Origin of the sequence: Streptomyces longispororuber (genome assembly GCF_024448165.1) — a bacterium.
Lineage (GTDB): Bacteria > Actinomycetota > Actinomycetes > Streptomycetales > Streptomycetaceae > Streptomyces > Streptomyces longispororuber_A.
On sequence record NZ_JAMOLN010000116.1, the window covers coordinates 1 to 21,846 of the forward strand.

Consider the following 21,846-nt stretch of genomic DNA (forward strand, 5'->3'; position numbering starts at 1 on the left):
GCGGCAGGCAGGCCACCGTCACCCCGGCCGCCGCGAGCCCGTCCGCGGCCCGCCGCGCCGCCTGCGCGGGCAGTCGCGCCAGACCGCCCAACGGGCCCACCACGACGCCGCTGCGCAGCCCGCCGGCGGCCGCCGCGAGCCGTCCGAGCCGGGCCGGGTCGGCGCCGTCCGTGTGCAGGTCGACCGGGCAGCCGTGCTCGGCGGCGACCTCCAGCACCGCCTCCACGTAGCCCGTCGGGTCGGGATCCAGGTCCGGACAGCCGCCTACTACGGAGGCGCCCATCTTCACGGCGTCCCGCAGCATCGCGAGCCCGTCCGCCCCCGCGAGCCCGGTCAGCAGCCGCGGCATCGCCACCGCCCGCAGATCCGCGAGCCCCACCAGGGAACGCCGGGCCTGCAGCACGGCCTCCATCCAGCCGAGCCCCTCCATGTCGCCGATCCGCACGTGGGAGCGCACCGCGGTGGCCCCGTGCCCGAGCTGCAGGAGGGTGGCCTCGGTGGCCCGGCGCTGCACGTCGTCCGCGTCGTACGGGACCGGCCCGTCGCCGTCCGCCGTCAGTGCCGTGTCGCCGTGCGCGTGCGGCTCCGCGGGGGCGGGCAGCAGGAGGTAGCCGGAGAGGTCCACGCGCGGCCCGTGCGCCGTGAGGCTGCCGGCGGTGCCGACGGCCTCGATGCGCCCGCCGCCGAGCCGCACGTCCACGGCCCTGCCGTCGGTGAGCCGGGCGCCGCTCAGCAGCAGTCCCGAGCCGTCCGGCACGGAGTCGTCGCCGGGTGAGCCGGGGGACGGGGGCTGCGGCGGCGGGCTGTCGGGCATCGCGCTCCAGAGGGCTCGTCAGGGCTGGTGGCGGACTCAAGATCACGCAGAGTGGGACGAGCCTAGGACGGTGGCCGGGCCGCTTCGGGGAAGGCCGCAAAAGTCGTACTGATGAGGTCCGAGTGGCGCAAGTGCCGGTCGGGGAAAGGCGCCAGGGTTCCCTCGGGCAGTGGCGGCGAAACGGATTTGGGCGATCGGCGCGCGACCGTGTAATGTCTTCATCGCTCGCCCCAATAGCTCAGTCGGTAGAGCGTCTCCATGGTAAGGAGAAGGTCTGCGGTTCGATTCCGCATTGGGGCTCTGGTGTGAAGGTCCCTCACCTCCGGGTGAGGTCCCCTCGCATCACAGCGGTGTAGCTCAGTCGGTAGAGCAAGCGGCTCATAATCGCTGTGTCACCGGTTCAAGTCCGGTCACCGCTACTGACAGTAGCCGATTTCGGGGTCGGTCCTTCGATCGGCTACTCTTTTATGCGTTAATCCATCCCGTCCCGTCCGTCAAGGAGCACTCACGTGGCTGCCACCGACGTCCGCCCGAAGATCACGCTGGCCTGCGTGGAGTGCAAGGAGCGGAACTACATCACCAAGAAGAACCGGCGTAACGACCCGGACCGTCTTGAGATGAAGAAGCACTGCCCGCGTTGCAACGCGCACACCGCGCACCGCGAAACGCGTTAATTAAGGCTCGCACATGAGGCCGTCCCCAATCTTGGGGGCGGCCTCATGTCGTTGTCCGTTGCTTTGATCCCTCGCATTCCCTCTCGTCACTCACCCAGGAGGTGCCGAGTCCATGGCGCTCGACCAGTCCTTCGTGGGGCGGACCTACCCGCCCACCGCCCCGTACGAGGTCGGCCGGGAGAAGATCCGCGAGTTCGCGGAGGCGGTCGGGGACGCGAACCCCGCCTACGTCGACCCGGCGGCCGCACGTGAGCTCGGCCACCCCGATGTGATCGCCCCGCCCACTTTTGTGTTCGCGATCACGTTCAAGGCGGCCGGCGAGGTCGTCCACGACCCGGAGCTGGGTCTCGACTACAGCCGCGTCGTGCACGGCGACCAGAAGTTCGCCTACACGCGCCCGGTGCGCTCCGGTGACCGGCTCAGCGTCACCTCCACCATCGAGGGCATCAAGTCCCTCGCGGGCAACGACATCATCGACGTCCGCGGCGAGGTGCACGACGAGGCGGGCGAGCACGTCGTGACCGCCTGGACCAAGCTCGTCTCGCGCGCCGCTGAGGAGGCCTGATCGTCATGGCGACGACCATCAAGTACGCCGACGTCGAGATCGGCACCGAGCTGCCGGCGCAGAACTTCCCCGTGACGCGCGCCACGCTCGTCCAGTACGCGGGCGCCTCCGGCGACTTCAACCCGATCCACTGGAACGAGAAGTTCGCGGTCGAGGTCGGTCTGCCGGACGTGATCGCGCACGGCATGTTCACCATGGCCGAGGCGATCCGCGTCGTCACCGACTGGGCCGGCGACCCGGCCGCGGTCGTGGAGTACGGCGTGCGGTTCACCAAGCCGGTCGTCGTGCCGAACGACGACAAGGGCGCCGAGATCGAGGTCAGCGCCAAGGTCGCGGCCAAGCTCGACGACAACCGCGTACGGGTCGACCTGACCGCCATGAGCGCGGGCCAGAAGGTGCTCGGGATGTCGCGAGCGGTCGTCCAGCTGGTCTGATCGCCGCCTGTAGCTGTGTGTAAGGGGTGCCCGCCATGGTGGGCACCCCTTACGCGTTTCCTTCGGCCGCGAGGGGGTTGACGTAGATAGTGATTGGCCACTAACTTTGTCGCATGGTCAGGATGAGTGCGGAGGAGCGACGCGAGAGCGTCATCCGTGCGGCGATGATCGAATTCGCCCGCGGTGGTTACAAGGGCACGTCCACCGAGGCGATCGCCAAGCGCGTGGGTGTCTCGCAGCCGTACCTCTTCCGGCTCTTCCCCGGGAAGCAGGCCATCTTCCTGGAGGCGTCCCGGCGTTGCTGCGAGAGGACCACCGAGGTCTTCCGCAAGGCGTCGGAGGGGCTCCAGGGCGAAGAGGTCCTGCACGCGATGGGGGCGGCGTACCAGTCGCTCATCGCCGACGACCCGGACGTGCTGCTGATGCAGATGCAGATGTACGTCGCCGTGGCCTCCGCGGAGGCGGCCGGTGACCGGGAGTTCGGGGAGACGCTGCGGGCCGGCTGGATGGAGATGTACGACGCGGTCCTGCTGGCGCTGGGCGAGGGTGAGACGACGCAGTTCCTGGCGTTCGGCATGTTGGTCAACGTCCTGGTGTCGATGGGCTTCCGGCCCGATCACCGGGTGTGGACGGGCTTCTACGAGTCGGTTCAGCCCAAGTAGCCGACGGTGTGGGCGTCATGAGGGTGCGGTTCTCTGTGCCCGTGAAAGTTAGTCATCAATAACTAATCTTTCGGATCTCAGGGGGAAACAATGTCGGAGCGAACAGCGACAGACAGGCGCGGGGGAGCGGTCTGGGCCCTCCTCATCACCAGCGTCGCCGGATTCATGGCGGCGCTCGACAACCTCGTCGTCACCACCGCCCTGCCGTCCATCCGCGCGGACTTCGGCGGCGCGCTGGACGACCTGGAGTGGACGGTCAGCGCGTACACGCTCACCTTCGCCGTGCTGCTGATGTTCGGCGCCGCGCTCGGTGACCGGTTCGGGCGCCGCCGGCTCTTCCTCGTCGGGCTGACGGTCTTCACCGGGGCCTCCGCCGCCGCGGCCATGGCGCCCGGCATCGACTCGCTGATCGCGGCCCGCGCGGTGCAGGGTGTCGGCGCCGCGATCATGATGCCGCTCACGCTGACCCTGCTCACCGCGGCCGTCCCGGTCGCCAAGCGCGGGATGGCGTACGGGATCTGGGGCGCGGTCAACGGACTCGCGGTCGCCTCCGGGCCGCTCATCGGCGGCAGCCTCACCGAGCACATCTCCTGGCACTGGATCTTCTGGCTGAACGTCCCGCTGGGCCTCGCCCTGCTGCCCCTGGCCCGGCTCCGGCTGAAGGAGTCGTACGGGTCCGGCGCCCGGCTCGACATCGTGGGCACCCTGCTCGCCAGCGGCGGCCTCTTCGGCATCGTCTACGGGCTGGTGCGCGCGCCGATCGTCGGCTGGAGCGACACGCTCGTCCTGACCGGGCTGTTCGCCGGCGTGGCCCTGCTCTGCGGGTTCGTCCGCCACGGCAGCCGGCACCAGAACCCCATGCTCCCCATGCGGCTCTTCCGGTCCCGCGCCTTCGCCGGCATCAACGCCGCGAGCCTGCTGATGTTCCTCGGGATGTTCGGCTCGATCTTCCTGCTCGCCCAGTTCATGCAGGGCGTGCTCGGCTACTCGCCGACCGAGGCGGGCCTGCGGATGCTGCCCTGGACCGGCATGCCGATGCTCGTCGCGCCGATCGCCGGATACCTGTCGGACCGGATCGGCGGCCGCCCGGTCGTCGCCGCCGGACTCTTCCTCCAGGCCGTCGGACTCGGCTGGTTCGCCGCCGTGGTCGCCGCCGACGTGTCGTACGCCGCCCAGCTGCCCGCCCTCATCGTCAGCGGCATCGGGATGTCCCTCTACTTCGCCCCGGCCTCCAACCTGGTCATGTCCAGCGTCCGGCCGGACGAGCAGGGCATCGCCTCCGGGGCCAACAACGCACTGCGCGAGGTCGGCGGCGCCCTCGGCATCGCGGTCATGGCGTCGATCTTCTCGGCGCAGGGCGGCTACGGCTCCGCGCAGCAGTTCGTCAACGGCATCGAGCCCGCCCTGTGGGTCGGCGCCGCCGTGGTGGCCGTGGCGGGTATCGCGGCCCTGTTCATCCCACGGGCCCGGAGCGCCGCAGCCACTACGGGCGTAGTGCGGGATGCCGAGCCCGCCCCGGTTCTGGAGAACGCCTGACCACAGAGCACCTGGCCACTGGACGACCGGCCGCGGAACGCCTGGCCACAGGGCGCCCGGCCACTGGACACCGACCTGGGAGACACGTCATGCCGACCCTGCCCTGGACCGTTCCGAACACCCCGCCCACGCGCGCGGAGGCCACGGTCTTCGCCTCCCGCTTCGAGACCCGCACCCTGTGGGGCGCCCTGAAGTTCTTCCTCCGCACGCCCACGATCTGGCGCCAGGTGGGCCGCGCCCCCGGCGCCTACGGGGCGACCCTGAAGGCGCAGCCTCTCCAGCGCACCTTCTGGACGCTGTCCGTCTGGGAGTCGCCCAAGGCGCTCAAGGCCTTCGCTGCCTCCGCGCCGCACGGGCCGATCGCCGCCGGGCTGCGCGGGCAGATGAAGGACGCGAAGTTCGTCACATGGCAGACCACCACCGACGAACTGCCGATCGACTGGAAGGACGCCCTGCGGCGCTTCCCGTGAGACGCGGTACGAGAACGGCCCCGCCCGACCGGCGGGGCCGTTCTCGTACCCTGGTGCGCGTGCAGGAACTCCATGAAGCCCCCCTCGCCCCCCTGACCACCTTCCGGCTCGGCGGGCCCGCCACCCGGCTGCTCACCGCGACGACCGACGCCGAGGTGATCGACGCGGTGCGCGAGGCCGACGCCGCCGGCACGCCGCTGCTGATCATCGGCGGCGGCAGCAACCTCGTCATCGGTGACGAGGGCTTCGCGGGCACCGCCCTGCGCATCGCCACGAAGGGCTTCGAACTCGACGGCGCGAAGCTGGAGTTGGCGGCCGGCGAGGTGTGGACCGACGCCGTGGCGCGGACCGTCGAGGCGGGCCTCGCGGGCATCGAGTGCCTCGCCGGGATCCCGGGCTCGGCCGGCGCGACGCCGATCCAGAACGTCGGCGCGTACGGCCAGGAGGTCTCCGCCACGATCACCGAGGTGATCGCCTACGACCGCGAGGCGGGCGAGACCGTCACGATCCCGAACGCCGAGTGCGCCTTCTCGTACCGCCACAGCCGCTTCAAGGCCGAACCCGACCGCTACGTGGTGCTGCGGGTGCGGTTCGAGCTGGAGGACGCGGACGGCCTGAGCGCGCCCATCAAGTACCCGGAGACCGCCCGCACCCTCGGCGTGGAGGCCGGGGACCGCGTCCCGGCGGCCACCGCGCGCGAGACCGTCCTGAAGCTGCGCGCGGGCAAGGGCATGGTCCTCGACCCGGAGGACCACGACACCTGGTCGGCCGGCTCGTTCTTCACGAACCCGATCCTCACGGAGGCGGAGTTCGCCGCCTTCCACGCGCGCGTGGCCGAGCGCCTGGGCCCCGGCGCGAAGGCACCCGCCTTCCCCGCGGGCGACGGACTCACCAAGACCTCGGCGGCCTGGCTCATCGACAAGGCGGGCTTCACCAAGGGCTACGGCACGGGCCCCGCCCGCATCTCCACGAAGCACACCCTGGCCCTCACCAACCGCGGCGAGGCCACCACGGAGGACCTCCTGGCCCTCGCCCGCGAGGTCGTCGCAGGCGTGCGCGAGGCCTTCGGCGTGACGCTGGTCAACGAGCCGGTGACGGTCGGCGTCCGCCTCTGACCCGGGATCTTTTCCCGTTGACCTGGTAGACACCCGCCCCCGATAGTGACGGCGTCGAGCCGATCGACACGTACCTCAGGGGTGGGGACCACAGATGGTGGAGAACGGCGGGCGCTCCGAGCTGCCCGTGTACGAGCGCGCCCAATCGCTGCTGCGCGCGGGGGAGTTGGCGCGGGCGCGCGCCGAGGCGCAGACCGGTCTCGACGAGCACGGCCCGCAGGCGGGCCTCCACCTCGTCCTCGGCCGTGCCCACGCCGCAGAGGACGACGACGAGCACGACAGGGCCGCCGAGCGCGCCTACCGGGCCGGACTCGACGCCTTCCCCGACGACCTGGACCTCCTTGCCGCGTACGCCGAGTTCGGCCTGGCCGGCGACGTCATGGAGCAGCCCGGGCGCCGGGCCCGCGGGCAGGCGGCCGCCGACCGGCTGAGGGAGCTGGCGCCGGGGTCGGCGCAGGCGCTGCGTCTGGAGGACACGGACGCGCGCCGCGGGCCCAGGCCGCCGTCCCTGTCGTACACCCAGCGCCATGACGCGCGGGTCGCCCTGAACAGCGGCGTGGACCTGGCCGTCGCCGCCGAGCAGGCCCACGAGGCCGCCGAGGCGTGGCCCTGCGACCGGCGGCTACGGGTGCGGGCCGAGACGCTCGCCGCGCTGCGGACCGAGGGGCTCGCCTGTCTGACGCTGCGCGATCCCCACCGCACCGCGCTCGTGCTCAGCGGCGTGGCGGGCGTCTGGCTGCTGGCCGTGCCCGCCCTGGGGCTCGCCTGGCCGCACTCCCTGTGGGCCCTGGCGGCGCTGGTCCCCGTACTGCGCGAGCAGCGGGTGCTGCGGGGCGCGCGCCGGCGGGCGGAGCTGCGGATGCCCGCCGGGTACGCGATGCCCGCGCCCGGCGCGCCGGACGTGCCGCTGCCGACCCGGCGCGAGCGGGCGACGCTCGCGCTCGCCCTGGTGGTCGTGGCGGGAGGGCTGTGGGGGTCCACGCAGTGGCAGTACGCGCGGTGGACCGACTATCCGCACTACGAGGCGTCGGTGCCGAAGACGTACCGGGGGATGCCCCTGGCCGACGACCGTACGAGCGACCTGCTGACGGCCTCCATGGCGCAGGCGGAGCTGCCCCCCGGCGGCACGCCGTTCTCCGCCGTCTACAAGGACGAGGATTCCGGCGCCCTGCTGGCCTTCACGGGAGCCACCGCCGACCTGCACGACGAGGATCCGGACGATCTGGGGAAGGAGCTGAGCCGCGGCTACGGGAGCGCGGGACTGACCGTGAAGAGCACCTGGAGTGCCGACCCGGGAGTGCTCGGCGGGCGACTGGAGTGCGCCGTCTACGAGACGGTCGGCGCCGAGCTGTCGCTGTGCGCGTGGGCCGACAAGGGCAGCACGGGCATGGTCCTGGTGGGCGGTGACGACGACCGCGCCGGGCTTGCCCGCGCCACCCGCGAACTACGCGAAGCCACCTTGCGCCCCACCGCGGGCGCGGCCTAGTAGGCCACCCCCACTCCCTGCTTCACCGTCGCCGGGTCGTCCACCATCGCCAGCATCGCGTGCGCGACGTCCGCGCGGGAGATGAAGCGGCCCGAGCGCGGGAAGCCGCCCACGACGGTCCGGTACGAGCCGGTGAGCGGCTTGTCCTGGAGGCGGGGCGGGCGCACCGACGTCCAGTCCGTCGCGCTCGCCGCCAACTCGGCCTCCATGGCGGCCAGATCGACGTAGACGGCCTTGAGGATCGAGCCGACCAGTTTCATCATGACGCGGTCCGCGAACGGCGAGTCCGCGGGCTGGGGCCCCACCGGGCCGGCGCTGACCACGAGCAGCCGGCGCACGCCCTCCGCCTCCATCGCCTTCAGGACGGAGCGCGTCAGCTCCGTGGCGATGCCCGCGTCCGCCTTCTTGCGGGCGCCGAGCCCGGAGAGCACCGCGTCGCGGCCCGCGACCGCGCGGCGCAGCGACTCCGGGTCCCCCAGGTCGCCGCGGAAGACCTCCAGGCGCTCCCCGGTCACGGAGAACCGCGCCGGGTCCCGCACCACCGCCGTGACCTCGTGCCCGGCCGCCAGGGCCTGCTTGACGACCTCCTGCCCGATGCCGCCCGTCGCACCGAAAACCGTGAGCTTCATGACCGCCTCCATGTGCGTCACGTGGTGGGTGAGTACTCACTCACCCATCCTCACCCTTAGAGTGAGTGAGTACTCACCCCCGCGTCAAGCATGTTGGGAGCCCGCATGGACCAGAAGCCGGCCCGTGTCCGCATCGTCGACGCGGCGCACGAACTCATGCTGAGCGTCGGCCTCGCCCGCACCACCACCAAGGCGATCGCCAAGGAGGCGGGCTGCTCCGAAGCGGCGCTCTACAAGTACTTCGCCAACAAGGAGGAGCTCTTCGTGACGGTGCTCAACGAGCGCCTCCCGAAGCTGGGCTCCCTCCTGGGCCGCCTCCTTACGGAGGGCGCGGGAAACCCCGACCGCACGGTCGAGGAGAACCTCACCGACATCGCCCACGAAGCGGCGCTCTTCTACGAGCAGACGTTCCCGATGGCCGCATCCCTGTATGCGGAGCCCCAGCTCAAGCGCCGCCACGAAGAGGTGATGCGCGAGCTGGGCACCGGCCCCCACAAGCCGATCCAGGGCCTCGACGCCTACCTGAGGGCCGAGCAGAAGGCGGGCCGCATCAGCGCAGGAGCCGACACGTACGCGGCCGCCTCGCTCCTCCTGGGCGCGTGCTCCCAGCGCGCGTTCGCCTACGAGATGTCCCCGGACCGCAGACCGCCGCAGCCGGTCGACGAGTTCGCCCGGCACATCGCCCACACGCTGCTCAACGGCATCGCGTAGCCCCTTCCCACCCCGAGCCGGCCGGTCGGCCGATCAGCCGACCAGCCACGCGTCCACGCCGCCGAGGAGCTTGGCCTTGATGTCCTCGGGCGCCGCGGAGGCGCGCACCGACTGCCGCGCCAGCTCGGCCAGTTCGGCGTCGGAGAAGTCGTGGTGGCGGCGCGCGATCTCGTACTGGGCCGCGAGCCGCGAGCCGAACAGGAGCGGGTCGTCCGCGCCGAGCGCCATCGGCACCCCGGCTTCGAACAGCGTGCGCAGCGGCACGTCCTCGGGCTTCTCGTAGACGCCGAGCGCGACGTTCGACGCCGGACACACCTCGCAGGTGACGCCCCGGTCGGCGAGCCGCTTCAGCAGCCGCGGATCCTCGGCGGCCCGCACACCGTGCCCGATCCGGGTGGCGTCCAGATCGTCGAGGCAGTCCCGCACCGAGGCCGGACCGGTCAGCTCACCGCCGTGCGGCGCCGAGAGCAGCCCGCCCTCCCGGGCGATGTGGAAGGCCCGGTCGAAGTCCCGCGCCATCCCGCGCCGTTCGTCGTTCGAGAGCCCGAACCCGACGATGCCCCGGTCCGCGTACCGCACCGCGAGCCGCGCCAGCGTCCGGGCGTCCAGCGGATGCTTCATGCGGTTCGCGGCGACGAGCACCCGCATCCCGAGACCGGTCTCCCGCGACGCGCTCTCCACGGCGTCGAGGATGACCTCCAGGGCCGGGATCAGCCCGCCCAGCCGGGGCGCGTACGACGTCGGGTCGACCTGGATCTCCAGCCACCCCGAGCCGTCCGCGATGTCCTCCTCCGCGGCCTCCCGCACGAGCCGCTGGATGTCCTCGGGCTCCCGCAGACAGGACCGCGCCGCGTCGTAGAGCCGCTGGAAGCGGAACCACCCGCGCTCGTCGGTGGCCCGCAGCTTCGGCGGCTCGGCCCCGGTCAGCGCCTCGGGCAGCCGCACGCCGTACTTGTCGGCGAGTTCGAGCAGGGTCGTGGGCCGCATCGACCCGGTGAAGTGCAGGTGCAGATGGGTCTTCGGCAACTGACGTACGTCACGTGCTTCACGCTCCATCCCAAGATCCTGCCGTACGTACCTGTAGTACCGGTAGCGCCTTTCCACCTTCGGGGCCCCGCCCGAACGAAGAAACGGGCCGCCTTCTTAAGGAGGCGGCCCGTTCACGAGGCTTCTGCGCGGAGAAGCGGAGAATCAGTCCCGCGCCTCGGCCAGCAGCTTCTGGACGCGCGAGACGCCCTCGACCAGGTCCTCGTCACCCAGCGCGTACGAGAGGCGCAGGTAACCCGGCGTACCGAAGGCCTCGCCGGGCACGACGGCGACCTCGGCCTCCTCCAGGATGAGCGCGGCCAGCTCGACGGAGTCCTGCGGACGCTTGCCGCGGATCTCCTTGCCGAGCAGCCCCTTCACCGACGGGTACGCGTAGAAGGCGCCCTCCGGCTCCGGGCAGACGACGCCGTCGATCTCGTTCAGCATCCGCACGATCGTCTTGCGGCGCCGGTCGAAGGCCTCACGCATCTTCTCCACGGCGGTCAGATCGCCGGACACGGCGGCGAGCGCGGCCGCCTGCGCCACGTTGGAGACGTTCGAGGTGGCGTGCGACTGCAGGTTCGTCGCGGCCTTCACGACGTCCTTCGGGCCGATGATCCACCCCACGCGCCAGCCGGTCATCGCGTACGTCTTCGCGACACCGTTCACGACGATGCACTTGTCGCGCAGCTCCGGAAGGATCGCGGGCAGCGACGTGAACTTCGCGTCCCCGTAGACGAGGTGCTCGTAGATCTCGTCCGTCATGACCCACAGGCCGTGCTCCACGGCCCAGCGGCCGATCGCCTCGGCGTCGGCCTCGCTGTACACCGCGCCCGTCGGGTTCGACGGCGACACGAACAGCACGACCTTCGTGCGCTCGGTGCGTGCGGCCTCCAGCTGCTCGACGGAGACGCGGTAGCCGGTCGTCTCGTCGGCCACGACGTCCACCGGCACGCCGCCCGCGAGGCGGATCGACTCGGGGTACGTCGTCCAGTACGGGGCCGGGACGATGACCTCGTCGCCCGGGTCGAGGATCGCGGCGAAGGCCTCGTAGATGGCCTGCTTGCCGCCGTTCGTCACCAGGATCTGCGAGGCGTCGACCTCGTAGCCGGAGTCGCGCAGCGTCTTCGCGGCGATCGCGGCCTTCAGCTCCGGCAGACCACCGGCCGGCGTGTAGCGGTGGAACTTCGGGTTCTTGCAGGCCTCGATGGCCGCCTCGACGATGTAGTCCGGCGTCGGGAAGTCGGGCTCACCGGCACCGAAGCCGATCACCGGACGCCCGGCGGCCTTGAGGGCCTTGGCCTTGGCGTCGACGGCGAGGGTCGCCGACTCGGAGATGGAGCCGACGCGGGCCGAGACCCGGCGCTCGGTGGGGGACGAACCAGCGGACCCAGCGGACGGGGAAGGAGTTGCAGCGCTCATAACCCCATCGTTCCAGACCCGAAACCCGCCCGGCACACGGGTTTCCAAGACCATCGGATCCGCCGCCGATCCGATGTTGATCCACTTCCCGTCGGCATTCGTTCGACGGAGGGCCGCGGAACACGTACACTCACTGCTCGTTGGCCTTCACCGGCCGCACTTTCCCACTGCACTCCGTGCGTCCGGGCAGATGCGGTACGTTGGGGGAGACAAAGGGTCGTAGCTCAATTGGTAGAGCACTGGTCTCCAAAACCAGCGGTTGGGGGTTCAAGTCCCTCCGGCCCTGCTACACACTCCTTCGCCAGGATGTGTGCGCATGTACGTACTGCATTGCACCGCCGTGCGGCTCAACCGGGCGCGGCACGGCCACGACCCGGAATCAGGTGAGGACGAGTGACGGACGCCGTGGGCTCCATCGACATGCCTGATGCCCAGGATGAGGCGCCGGAGTCCAAGAAGAAGGCTCGTAAGGGCGGCAAGCGCGGCAAGAAGGGTCCCTTCGGCCGCCTCGCACTCTTCTACCGCCAGATCGTCGCGGAACTCCGCAAGGTCGTCTGGCCGACTCGCAGTCAGCTCTCGACGTACACGACCGTGGTGATTGTGTTCGTCGTCATCATGATCGGTCTGGTTACCGTGATTGACTATGGGTTCAACCACCTCATCAAGTACATCTTCGGCTGAGCCGAAAGCGGAGGGCGCCGTGTCCGGCGCCCCTTTCGCGTGTTCCACCCCCATGTATCCAGGAAGAAGCAGCCACCGTGTCTGACCCGAACCTGAACGACGCCATCGAGTCGGCGGAGTCCGTGGAGGACCAGCTCGACATCGTCGAGGCGGCGGACGCCGAGGACCCGGACCAGGTCGAAGCTGCCGACATCGCCGCTGGTGAGCCCGCCGAGGAGGCCGCCCTCGAGGTCGAGGCCGACGGCGGGAACGACGTCGACGACGCCGAGGACGAGGCCGTCGAGGCCGAGATCGAGGCCGAGGAAGCCGTCGCGGAGCAGGTCGACCCGATCACCGCTCTGCGTGACGAGCTCCGCGGCCTGCCCGGCGAGTGGTACGTGATCCACACCTACGCGGGCTACGAGAAGCGCGTGAAGGCGAACCTGGAGCAGCGCGCCGTCTCGCTGAACGTCGAGGACTTCATCTACCAGGCCGAGGTGCCCGAGGAAGAGATCGTCCAGATCAAGAACGGCGAGCGCAAGAACGTCCGGCAGAACAAGCTGCCCGGCTACGTTCTCGTCCGCATGGATCTGACGAACGAGTCCTGGGGCGTCGTCCGCAACACGCCGGGCGTCACCGGCTTCGTCGGCAACGCCTACGACCCGTACCCGCTGACCCTGGACGAGATCGTCAAGATGCTCGCCCCGGAGGCCGAGGAGAAGGCCGCCCGCGAGGCCGCCGAGGCCGAGGGCAAGCCGGCTCCGGCCCGCAAGGTCACCGTCGAGGTCCTGGACTTCGAGGTCGGCGACTCGGTCACCGTCACCGACGGTCCGTTCGCGACGCTGCAGGCCACGATCAACGAGATCAACGCCGACTCGAAGAAGGTCAAGGGCCTCGTCGAGATCTTCGGCCGCGAGACCCCGGTCGAGCTCAGCTTCGACCAGATCCAGAAGAACTAGTACGTCCTAGCAGCTTCTGGGCACACCGCTTCCGAACAGGTCAGATGGGCTCGCAAAAGCCCGTCTGACCTGCTCGGTTTTTAGCCGCGCATGGATACCCGTTATCGTTGTGCGGTATGCCTCCATCCGGATGATCTGGACGATCATCGTTCACGGGTGGCGGCTGAACACTCTCACTAAGACCCGGAGAGAGAGCACATGCCTCCCAAGAAGAAGAAGGTCACGGGGCTCATCAAGCTCCAGATCCAGGCCGGCGCCGCCAACCCGGCTCCGCCGGTCGGCCCCGCGCTGGGCCAGCACGGCGTCAACATCATGGAGTTCTGCAAGGCCTACAACGCCGCGACCGAGTCGCAGCGCGGTTGGGTCATCCCGGTGGAGATCACGGTCTACGAGGACCGCTCCTTCACCTTCATCACCAAGACCCCGCCGGCCGCGAAGATGATCCTCAAGGCCGCTGGTGTCGAGAAGGGCTCTGGCGAGCCGCACAAGACCAAGGTCGCCAAGATCACCGAGGCGCAGGTCCGCGAGATCGCCACGACCAAGATGCCCGACCTCAACGCCAATGACCTGGACGCCGCGTCCAAGATCATCGCCGGCACCGCCCGCTCCATGGGCATCACGGTCGAGGGCTGACCACCAACTCGTAGGTACCCGTGGCAGGGCCTGCTCGGCCCGCACCACGACTCCTCAGAACACACAGGAGAAGCAGTGAGCAAGCGCAGCAAGTCTCTCCGCGCTGCGGACGCCAAGATCGAAGCGGACAAGCTCTACGCCCCGCTCGAGGCCGTCCGTCTCGCCAAGGAGACCTCCACGTCGAAGTTCGACGGCACCGTCGAGGTCGCCTTCCGCCTGGGCGTTGACCCGCGCAAGGCCGACCAGATGGTCCGTGGCACCGTGAACCTTCCGCACGGCACCGGCAAGACCGCCCGGGTCCTGGTCTTCGCGACCGGTGACCGTGCTGCGGCCGCGGAGGCCGCCGGCGCCGACATCGTCGGCTCCGACGAGCTCATCGACGAGATCTCCAAGGGCAACCGCCTGAACGAGTTCGACGCCGTCGTCGCCACCCCGGACCTCATGGGCAAGGTCGGCCGCCTCGGCCGCGTGCTCGGTCCGCGTGGCCTGATGCCGAACCCGAAGACCGGCACCGTGACCCCGGACGTGGCCAAGGCCGTGAACGAGATCAAGGGCGGCAAGATCGAGTTCCGCGTCGACAAGCACTCGAACCTGCACTTCATCATCGGCAAGGCGTCCTTCGACGACACCAAGCTGGTGGAGAACTACGGCGCGGCCCTCGACGAGATCCTTCGTCTGAAGCCGTCCGCCGCCAAGGGTCGCTACATCAAGAAGGCCGCCATCAGCACCACGATGGGCCCCGGCATTCCGGTCGACTCGAACCGCACCCGCAACCTCCTCGTCGAGGAGGACCCGGCCGCGGTCTGAGCTGCACAGCTCGCCTGAAGTCGGCGACGGGCCCCGCACCTTCCGAGGTGCGGGGCCCGTTCCTCTTTTCTCGTTTCGCGATTCCCATTTCCCCGCCCTCGTGCGTACGGGGCTGCGCTAGCGTCGCCGTAACCGACCCGGGGGAGCGGATGAGGCACGGAAGGATCGCCGCGCTGGCCGCGGTGGGCGCGCTCCTGGTGGGCTGCGGCGGGCAGGAGCGGCAGGCCGACGACGCCGCGAGCGGCGCCCTGCGCACGGCGCAGCGGAAGGTCGCGGCGGCCGGCTCGGCGCGGGTCGAGGCGACGATGGACAGCGGCAGCCGCCTCACGTCGCGCAGCGCGGGCACGCTCGGCTGGTCCGGCGGTCCCCGCGGCACCCTCGAAGTACGCGTCACCGGCGGCGAACTGGCCGCATCCACCCGCAAGTTGGGCGGCGACCCGTCCCAGACACGGTTCCTGCCGGACGCGTACTACACACGCATGACCGACGCGTTCGCCGCCTTCCAGGACGGCCGGCACTGGATCCGCCACCCGTACGACGCGCACAGCGACCTCACCCCGGCCGACTCCCTCAAGGCGCTCGCGAAGGCCGACGACGTCCGCAGGGTCGGGCGGGAGACCGTGGACGGCGTCCGGACCACCCACTACCGGGGGACCGCGGGCAAGCAGCGCATCGACGTCTGGCTCGACGCCCGCCACCTCCTGGTGCGGCGCACCCAGCGCGCGGGCGATTTCACCAGCACGGTCCGTTACAGCGACTACGGGGCCACGGCCACGGCGGAACGGCCGCCGGCGCACGACACCGTCGACTTCGACGACGTGACCGAGGCCCGCTGATCCACGGACCGCTGTCCGAGGCGTCCGATATCGTGCGCTCAGTACGCATGTTCTAAGGGGTGGGATTGAGATGACTGTTGTCGTACGACGCGCGCTCGGCACTGCCGCCGCGACCGCACTGCTCTGTACCGGGGCCGTGGCCTGCGGCGGGGGCTCGGACAAGGGGGCCGAGTCGGACACGCAGTCCCACTCGCAGGTCACCCGCGCCCTGACGGCCGCGTACGAGAAGACCTCCGAGGCCAAGTCCGCCAAGGTCGAGATGACCATGAAGATGCCGTCGTCGCCGATGGCCTCGGCCACGGGCGGCGGCACCATGAAGATGTCCGGCACCATGGGCTGGGACCCCACCGTCATGGATATGACGATGAGCGGTTCCGCGCTGGCCGCCGGGGACCCGGATGCGCCCAAGGACATCCGCATGGTCTGGCAGGACGACGTGATGTACATGGACATGGGCACCGCGGCCGCCAAGGACATGGACGGCAAGCGCTGGATGAAGATGGACCTCGGCGCCCTCGCGAAGGAGTCCGGCGACGAGACGCTCACCCGCCAGATGACCGGCAGCCTGGACAGCATGAACCAGGACCCGGCCCAGCAGATCGCGGTCCTGCTCGACTCGCCGAACCTGAAGCACATCGGCTCCGCCACGGTCGACGGCGTGCAGACCCAGCACTACAAGGGCAAGCTGACGGTCGACGAGATGATGAAGTCGAACGACTCCCTGAAGGTGCTCAGCAAGTCCGAGCGCAGCAAGCTCCTCGAGAACGTCAAGAAGGCCGGCATCAAGGACTACGACACGGAGCTGTGGGTCAACGAGGACGACCTGCCGGTCCGGATGAACGTCACGATGGACAGCGCGCAGGGCGCCGTCGAGATCTCCGAGAAGTTCTCCGACTACGGGGCCGCGGTGAAGGTCGACGTACCGCCGGCGAACCAGACCTTCGACCTCATGGACATGCTCAAGGAGCTCGGCGACGCGGCGGGCGCGGGCGCCTCCGACAGCGACGTCTGAGCGGATTTGCTTGACACGCACCCCTTCACGTAACCTTCCACAGAAGCCAAAGACCGCTGGTCGTTGCCGCACTTTCGCAAGAAGGTGTGGCGGCCGAAGGATCCGCTGAAACCGCGGACGACCCGCGCAGGTGACTGTGGAAGTGCTCCTGGAGTCCTCACGGATTCTGGTCGAGCTCACGCCCCGTGCACCTGTGCCGGGGCGTTTCGTTTTTCCCAGCCTCCTTCTGAGCGGTCCTCATCACCCGGAAGGAGGCCGACGCTCTATGCCGACGCCCGACAAGGCTGCCGCGGTAGCCGAGCTCACGGACAAGTTCCGCAGCTCGAACGCCGCCGTGCTGACCGAGTACCGGGGTCTCACCGTGGCCCAGCTCAAGCAGCTGCGCCGTTCCCTCGGTGCGAACTCCGAGTACGCCGTGGTGAAGAACACGCTGACCAAGATCGCGGCCAACGAGGCCGGGATCAACACGCTCGACGACCTGTTCAACGGTCCGACGGCGGTTGCCTTCGTCACCGGTGACCCGGTGGAGTCGGCGAAGGGTCTTCGTGACTTCGCCAAGGACAACCCGAACCTCGTCATCAAGGGCGGTGTCCTTGACGGCAAGGCGCTGTCCGCCGACGAGATCAAGAAGCTTGCGGACCTCGAGTCCCGCGAGGTTCTGCTCAGCAAGCTGGCCGGCGCGTTCAAGGGCAAGCAGTCGCAGGCTGCTCAGCTCTTCCAGGCGCTGCCCTCGAAGTTCGTCCGCACCGCGGAGGCGCTTCGTGCCAAGCAGGCCGAGCAGGGCGGTGCCGAGTAATTCGGCTCGCACATTGACCGCCGCCTGAGGCGACGGTCGAAGCGGGCCGACAGTACGCCCGCCTACATGGACAACCGGCACCAGCCGAATTAGTGGAAGGATCGCCCATCATGGCGAAGCTCAGCCAGGAAGACCTGCTCGCCCAGTTCGAGGAGATGACCCTCATCGAGCTCTCCGAGTTCGTGAAGGCCTTCGAGGAGAAGTTCGACGTCACCGCCGCCGCGGCCGTCGCCGTTGCCGGCCCGGCCGGCCCGGCCGCCGCCGCTGAGGCTGCCGAGGAGCAGGACGAGTTCGACGTCATCCTCACCGGCGCCGGCGAGAAGAAGATCCAGGTCATCAAGGTCGTGCGCGAGCTCACCTCCCTGGGCCTCAAGGAGGCCAAGGACCTCGTCGACGGCACCCCGAAGCCGGTCCTCGAGAAGGTCGCCAAGGACGCCGCGGAGAAGGCCGCCGAGGCCCTCAAGGGCGCCGGCGCCTCCGTCGAGGTCAAGTGACCTTGCGAGTCTGCTGACTCCTCTTCGGTGAAACTGGTCCCTCGGGAGCTGTAACACTGACGTACTGAAGGGCGATCACCCAACTGGGTGGTCGCCCTTCGGCGTTCGCTGGCTCGCAGGTGGACGGTGCCTTGCGATGTCGGTCGCGACGAGTATGGTGATCTTCGTTGTGCCTGGCGCCACCCCTGTTCGGCCAAGAGGGGGCCTTGACGAACCGCACGCAGCGCGCAATTCTCAGGACGCGTCGTCACAACGATCCGGATCCGAGGCATGGATCGACGGCGAAGAGGGCAGTAAAGATGTGCGCTCAGCGCACAAGGTACGCCGCAGACGGTGAACGGTTGAGGACAACGAGGGTCTCAAAAAACCCGGACTGGACATCAGTGGGCCTTCTGGCTACACTGTCCCTTTGCGCTGCCTGTTAGCTGCTCCCTGCCCGTCACCAGGGGCATGCCCTCGCTTGAGCACTGTGGACTAAACCCGCCCTGACCTGGCCTTATCCCCAGATCAGAGGGGCCGTCCCCCTGCACGGCTTGGGACCGGTACGCGCGTAGTGAGTCCGAGCCCTCGGAAGGACCCCCTCTTGGCCGCCTCGCGCAACGCCTCGACCGCGAATACGAACAACGGCGCCAGCACCGCCCCGCTGCGCATCTCCTTTGCAAAGATCAAGGAGCCCCTCGAGGTTCCGAACCTTCTTGCGCTGCAAACCGAGAGCTTCGACTGGCTGCTCGGCAACGACGCGTGGAAGGCTCGTGTCGAGGCGGCTCTCGAAAGCGGACAGAACGTCCCCACCAAGTCCGGCCTCGAGGAGATCTTCGAGGAGATCTCCCCGATCGAGGACTTCTCCGGGTCGATGTCTCTGACGTTCCGCGACCACCGCTTCGAGCCTCCGAAGAACTCGATCGACGAGTGCAAGGAGCGCGACTTCACGTTCGCCGCCCCGCTCTTCGTCACCGCCGAGTTCACGAACAACGAGACCGGTGAGATCAAGTCTCAGACGGTCTTCATGGGCGACTTCCCGCTCATGACGAACAAGGGCACCTTCGTCATCAACGGCACCGAGCGTGTCGTGGTGTCGCAGCTGGTCCGTTCGCCCGGTGTCTACTTCGACTCCTCCATCGACAAGACGTCCGACAAGGACATCTTCTCCGCCAAGATCATCCCGTCCCGGGGTGCCTGGCTGGAGATGGAGATCGACAAGCGCGACATGGTCGGTGTGCGCATCGACCGCAAGCGCAAGCAGTCCGTCACCGTCCTGCTCAAGGCTCTCGGTTGGACGACCGAGCAGATCCTCGAGGAGTTCGGCCAGTACGAGTCCATGCGCGCCACCCTGGAGAAGGACCACACCCAGGGCCAGGACGACGCGCTGCTCGACATCTACCGCAAGCTCCGCCCGGGCGAGCCGCCCACGCGCGAGGCCGCTCAGACGCTGCTCGAGAACCTCTACTTCAACCCGAAGCGCTACGACCTCGCGAAGGTCGGCCGCTACAAGGTGAACAAGAAGCTCGGCGCCGACGAGCCGCTGGACGCCGGCGTGCTCACCACCGACGACGTCATCGCGACCATCAAGTACCTGGTCAAGCTGCACGCCGGTGAGACCGAGACGGTCGGCGAGTCGGGTCGCGACATCATCGTCGAGACCGACGACATCGACCACTTCGGCAACCGCCGCATCCGTAACGTCGGTGAGCTCATCCAGAACCAGGTCCGTACGGGTCTCGCCCGTATGGAGCGCGTCGTGCGCGAGCGCATGACCACGCAGGACGTCGAGGCGATCACGCCGCAGACCCTGATCAACATCCGCCCCGTGGTGGCGTCGATCAAGGAGTTCTTCGGTACGTCCCAGCTGTCCCAGTTCATGGACCAGAACAACCCGCTGTCGGGGCTGACGCACAAGCGTCGTCTGAACGCCCTCGGCCCGGGTGGTCTGTCCCGTGAGCGGGCCGGCTTCGAGGTCCGAGACGTGCACCCGTCGCACTACGGCCGCATGTGCCCGATCGAGACGCCCGAAGGCCCGAACATCGGCCTGATCGGTTCGCTCGCCTCGTACGGCCGGATCAACGCGTTCGGCTTCATCGAGACCCCGTACCGCAAGGTGACCGACGGTGTCGTCGGCGACGAGGTGGACTACCTCACCGCCGACGAGGAGGACCGCTTCGTCATCGCGCAGGCCAACGCGCCGCTGACCGACGAGCTCCGGTTCGCCGAGGCCCGCGTCCTGGTCCGCCGTCGTGGCGGAGAGGTCGACTACGTGCCCGGCACGGACGTCGACTACATGGACGTCTCGCCGCGCCAGATGGTGTCGGTCGCGACCGCCATGATCCCGTTCCTCGAGCACGACGACGCCAACCGTGCCCTCATGGGCGCGAACATGATGCGTCAGGCGGTGCCGCTGATTAAGTCCGAGGCGCCGCTGGTCGGCACCGGCATGGAGTACCGCTGCGCCGTCGACGCCGGCGACGTGCTCAAGGCCGAGAAGGACGGTGTGGTCCAGGAGGTCTCCGCGGACTACATCACCACGACCAACGACGACGGCACGTACACCACGTACCGCCTGCACAAGTTCTCGCGCTCCAACCAGGGCACCTCTGTGAACCAGAAGGTCGTCGTGGACGAGGGCCAGCGGGTCATCGCCAGCCAGGTGCTGGCCGACGGTCCCGCGACCGAAGAGGGCGAGATGGCCCTCGGCAAGAACCTGCTCGTGGCGTTCATGCCGTGGGAGGGTCACAACTACGAGGACGCCATCATCCTGAGCCAGCGGCTCGTCCAGGATGACGTGCTCTCTTCGATCCACATCGAAGAGCACGAGGTCGACGCGCGTGACACCAAGCTCGGCCCGGAGGAGATCACCCGGGACATCCCGAACGTCTCCGAGGAGGTCCTCGCCGACCTCGACGAGCGCGGCATCATCCGTATCGGTGCCGAGGTCGTCGCCGGCGACATCCTCGTCGGCAAGGTCACGCCCAAGGGTGAGACCGAGCTGACGCCGGAGGAGCGCCTGCTCCGCGCGATCTTCGGTGAGAAGGCCCGCGAGGTCCGTGACACCTCCCTGAAGGTGCCGCACGGTGAGATCGGCAAGGTCATCGGCGTCCGCGTCTTCGACCGCGAAGAGGGCGACGAGCTTCCCCCGGGCGTGAACCAGCTGGTTCGCGTCTACGTGGCCCAGAAGCGCAAGATCACCGACGGTGACAAGCTCGCCGGCCGCCACGGCAACAAGGGTGTTATCTCGAAGATCCTTCCGATCGAGGACATGCCGTTCCTCGAGGACGGAACTCCGGTCGACATCATCCTGAACCCGCTGGGTGTGCCGTCCCGAATGAACCCGGGACAGGTCCTGGAGATCCACCTCGGCTGGCTCGCCAGCCAGGGCTGGGACGTCTCCGGCCTCGGCGACGAGTGGGCCCAGCGCCTCCAGGCGATCGGCGCCGACCAGGTCCAGCCGCGTACGAACGTCGCGACCCCGGTCTTCGACGGTGCGCGTGAGGACGAGCTGGCCGGTCTGCTGGAGCACACCATCCCGAACCGCGACGGCGACCGCATGGTCCTCCCGTCCGGCAAGGCGAGGCTGTTCGACGGCCGCTCCGGCGAGCCGTTCCCGGACCCGATCTCGATCGGGTACATGTACATCCTCAAGCTGCACCACCTGGTCGACGACAAGCTGCACGCCCGCTCGACCGGTCCGTACTCGATGATCACCCAGCAGCCGCTGGGTGGTAAGGCCCAGTTCGGTGGCCAGCGCTTCGGTGAGATGGAGGTGTGGGCGCTGGAGGCGTACGGCGCCGCTTACGCCCTCCAGGAGCTGCTGACCATCAAGTCCGACGACGTCACCGGCCGCGTGAAGGTCTACGAGGCCATCGTCAAGGGCGAGAACATCCCCGAGCCCGGCATTCCCGAGTCCTTCAAGGTGCTCATCAAGGAAATGCAGTCCCTGTGCCTCAACGTGGAGGTGCTGTCCTCGGACGGCATGTCCATCGAGATGCGCGACACCGACGAGGACGTCTTCCGCGCAGCGGAGGAGCTCGGCATCGACCTGTCCCGGCGCGAGCCGAGCAGCGTCGAAGAGGTCTGACGGGAGTCAGGTGCGGGGGCTCAGGGATGAGCCCCC

Annotated in this window: 21 protein-coding genes, 3 tRNA genes and 1 pseudogene; 21 read left to right on the forward strand and 4 right to left on the reverse strand. The window is 69.1% G+C overall.

The annotated features are described in order from the left end of the window. Window positions 1–814, reverse strand: a pseudogene (locus M4J07_RS28490) (hydrolase); the annotation flags it as partial. A gap of 227 nt (window positions 815–1,041) precedes the next feature. On the opposite strand from M4J07_RS28490, the gene M4J07_RS28495 reads away from it, so the two are divergent. The 10 genes from M4J07_RS28495 to M4J07_RS28540 all read left to right on the forward strand — a co-directional run bounded on the left by M4J07_RS28495 (window position 1,042) and on the right by M4J07_RS28540 (window position 7,756). Continuing rightward, window positions 1,042–1,114: transfer RNA gene (locus tag M4J07_RS28495), tRNA-Thr, on the forward strand. A gap of 46 nt (window positions 1,115–1,160) precedes the next feature. Then, window positions 1,161–1,233, forward strand: a tRNA-Met gene (locus M4J07_RS28500). A 90-nt stretch (window positions 1,234–1,323) separates the two neighbouring features. Beyond that, window positions 1,324–1,488, forward strand: a complete 165-nt coding sequence (rpmG, locus tag M4J07_RS28505; protein WP_004571794.1) for a 50S ribosomal protein L33 — start codon at window positions 1,324–1,326, stop codon at window positions 1,486–1,488. Window positions 1,489–1,600: 112 nt separating this feature from the next. Then, window positions 1,601–2,053 (forward strand): MaoC family dehydratase N-terminal domain-containing protein, encoded by a 453-nt coding sequence (locus M4J07_RS28510; RefSeq protein ID WP_255976228.1) that lies wholly within the window; start codon window positions 1,601–1,603, stop codon window positions 2,051–2,053. 5 nt (window positions 2,054–2,058) lie between these two features. Next, window positions 2,059–2,487, forward strand: a complete 429-nt coding sequence (locus M4J07_RS28515) for a MaoC family dehydratase (RefSeq protein WP_255976230.1) — start codon at window positions 2,059–2,061, stop codon at window positions 2,485–2,487. A 113-nt stretch (window positions 2,488–2,600) separates the two neighbouring features. Then, on the forward strand, window positions 2,601–3,149 hold the full coding sequence (locus tag M4J07_RS28520) for a TetR/AcrR family transcriptional regulator (protein WP_255976231.1): 549 nt from the start codon (window positions 2,601–2,603) through the stop codon (window positions 3,147–3,149). 90 nt (window positions 3,150–3,239) lie between these two features. Then, window positions 3,240–4,685: a DHA2 family efflux MFS transporter permease subunit gene (locus M4J07_RS28525; protein ID WP_255976233.1), complete on the forward strand. Its 1,446-nt coding sequence runs from the start codon at window positions 3,240–3,242 to the stop codon at window positions 4,683–4,685. Window positions 4,686–4,774: 89 nt separating this feature from the next. Then, entirely contained in the window at window positions 4,775–5,155 is a 381-nt protein-coding gene (locus M4J07_RS28530; RefSeq protein WP_255976234.1) for a DUF3291 domain-containing protein, read from the forward strand. Window positions 5,156–5,214: 59 nt separating this feature from the next. Beyond that, the gene (locus M4J07_RS28535; protein ID WP_255976236.1) at window positions 5,215–6,270 is read left to right on the forward strand and encodes a UDP-N-acetylmuramate dehydrogenase; all 1,056 of its coding nucleotides are present in this window, start codon (window positions 5,215–5,217) and stop codon (window positions 6,268–6,270) included. 94 nt (window positions 6,271–6,364) lie between these two features. Further along, window positions 6,365–7,756, forward strand: coding sequence for a tetratricopeptide repeat protein (locus tag M4J07_RS28540; RefSeq protein WP_255976238.1), 1,392 nt, complete (start codon window positions 6,365–6,367; stop codon window positions 7,754–7,756). Here M4J07_RS28540 and M4J07_RS28545 read toward each other — a convergent pair. Then, a complete protein-coding gene (locus tag M4J07_RS28545; protein WP_255976240.1) occupies window positions 7,753–8,385 on the reverse strand; it encodes an NAD(P)-dependent oxidoreductase in 633 nt (210 codons plus the stop codon). The genes M4J07_RS28540 and M4J07_RS28545 overlap by 4 nt on opposite strands. A 105-nt stretch (window positions 8,386–8,490) precedes the next feature. On the opposite strand from M4J07_RS28545, the gene M4J07_RS28550 reads away from it, so the two are divergent. Next, window positions 8,491–9,096 (forward strand): TetR/AcrR family transcriptional regulator, encoded by a 606-nt coding sequence (locus M4J07_RS28550; RefSeq protein WP_255976242.1) that lies wholly within the window; start codon window positions 8,491–8,493, stop codon window positions 9,094–9,096. A gap of 33 nt (window positions 9,097–9,129) precedes the next feature. On the opposite strand, the gene M4J07_RS28555 is transcribed toward M4J07_RS28550, so the two are convergent. Together M4J07_RS28555 and M4J07_RS28560 are read right to left on the reverse strand one after the other, a co-directional pair. Continuing rightward, on the reverse strand, window positions 9,130–10,152 hold the full coding sequence (locus M4J07_RS28555) for an adenosine deaminase (RefSeq protein WP_255976244.1): 1,023 nt from the start codon (window positions 10,150–10,152) through the stop codon (window positions 9,130–9,132). A 135-nt stretch (window positions 10,153–10,287) separates the two neighbouring features. Continuing rightward, window positions 10,288–11,544, reverse strand: a complete 1,257-nt coding sequence (locus M4J07_RS28560; protein WP_255976246.1) for a pyridoxal phosphate-dependent aminotransferase — start codon at window positions 11,542–11,544, stop codon at window positions 10,288–10,290. Between the two features lie 213 nt (window positions 11,545–11,757). Here M4J07_RS28560 and M4J07_RS28565 point away from each other — a divergent pair. The 10 genes from M4J07_RS28565 (at window position 11,758) to rpoB (ending at window position 21,810) form a co-directional block, all read left to right on the forward strand. After that, window positions 11,758–11,830 (forward strand) — tRNA-Trp (locus M4J07_RS28565). A 107-nt stretch (window positions 11,831–11,937) separates the two neighbouring features. Beyond that, complete coding sequence (gene secE / locus M4J07_RS28570) at window positions 11,938–12,225, forward strand: preprotein translocase subunit SecE (RefSeq protein WP_255976248.1); 288 nt, start codon at window positions 11,938–11,940, stop codon at window positions 12,223–12,225. Window positions 12,226–12,302: 77 nt separating this feature from the next. Continuing rightward, entirely contained in the window at window positions 12,303–13,163 is an 861-nt protein-coding gene (gene nusG, locus M4J07_RS28575) for a transcription termination/antitermination protein NusG (RefSeq protein WP_255976250.1), read from the forward strand. A 198-nt stretch (window positions 13,164–13,361) separates the two neighbouring features. Beyond that, window positions 13,362–13,796, forward strand: coding sequence for a 50S ribosomal protein L11 (gene rplK / locus M4J07_RS28580; RefSeq protein ID WP_016645192.1), 435 nt, complete (start codon window positions 13,362–13,364; stop codon window positions 13,794–13,796). Between the two features lie 75 nt (window positions 13,797–13,871). Next, entirely contained in the window at window positions 13,872–14,603 is a 732-nt protein-coding gene (gene rplA / locus M4J07_RS28585) for a 50S ribosomal protein L1 (protein ID WP_255976253.1), read from the forward strand. 149 nt (window positions 14,604–14,752) lie between these two features. Continuing rightward, the gene (locus M4J07_RS28590; protein ID WP_255976255.1) at window positions 14,753–15,439 is read left to right on the forward strand and encodes a hypothetical protein; all 687 of its coding nucleotides are present in this window, start codon (window positions 14,753–14,755) and stop codon (window positions 15,437–15,439) included. A gap of 70 nt (window positions 15,440–15,509) precedes the next feature. Continuing rightward, window positions 15,510–16,451: a hypothetical protein gene (locus M4J07_RS28595; protein WP_255976257.1), complete on the forward strand. Its 942-nt coding sequence runs from the start codon at window positions 15,510–15,512 to the stop codon at window positions 16,449–16,451. Between the two features lie 265 nt (window positions 16,452–16,716). Beyond that, entirely contained in the window at window positions 16,717–17,247 is a 531-nt protein-coding gene (rplJ, locus tag M4J07_RS28600; protein WP_255976259.1) for a 50S ribosomal protein L10, read from the forward strand. Between the two features lie 110 nt (window positions 17,248–17,357). Continuing rightward, window positions 17,358–17,741 (forward strand): 50S ribosomal protein L7/L12, encoded by a 384-nt coding sequence (rplL, locus tag M4J07_RS28605; RefSeq protein WP_255976260.1) that lies wholly within the window; start codon window positions 17,358–17,360, stop codon window positions 17,739–17,741. Between the two features lie 583 nt (window positions 17,742–18,324). Beyond that, a complete protein-coding gene (gene rpoB, locus M4J07_RS28610) occupies window positions 18,325–21,810 on the forward strand; it encodes a DNA-directed RNA polymerase subunit beta (protein ID WP_255976262.1) in 3,486 nt (1,161 codons plus the stop codon). Window positions 21,811–21,846: the final 36 nt, after the last annotated feature.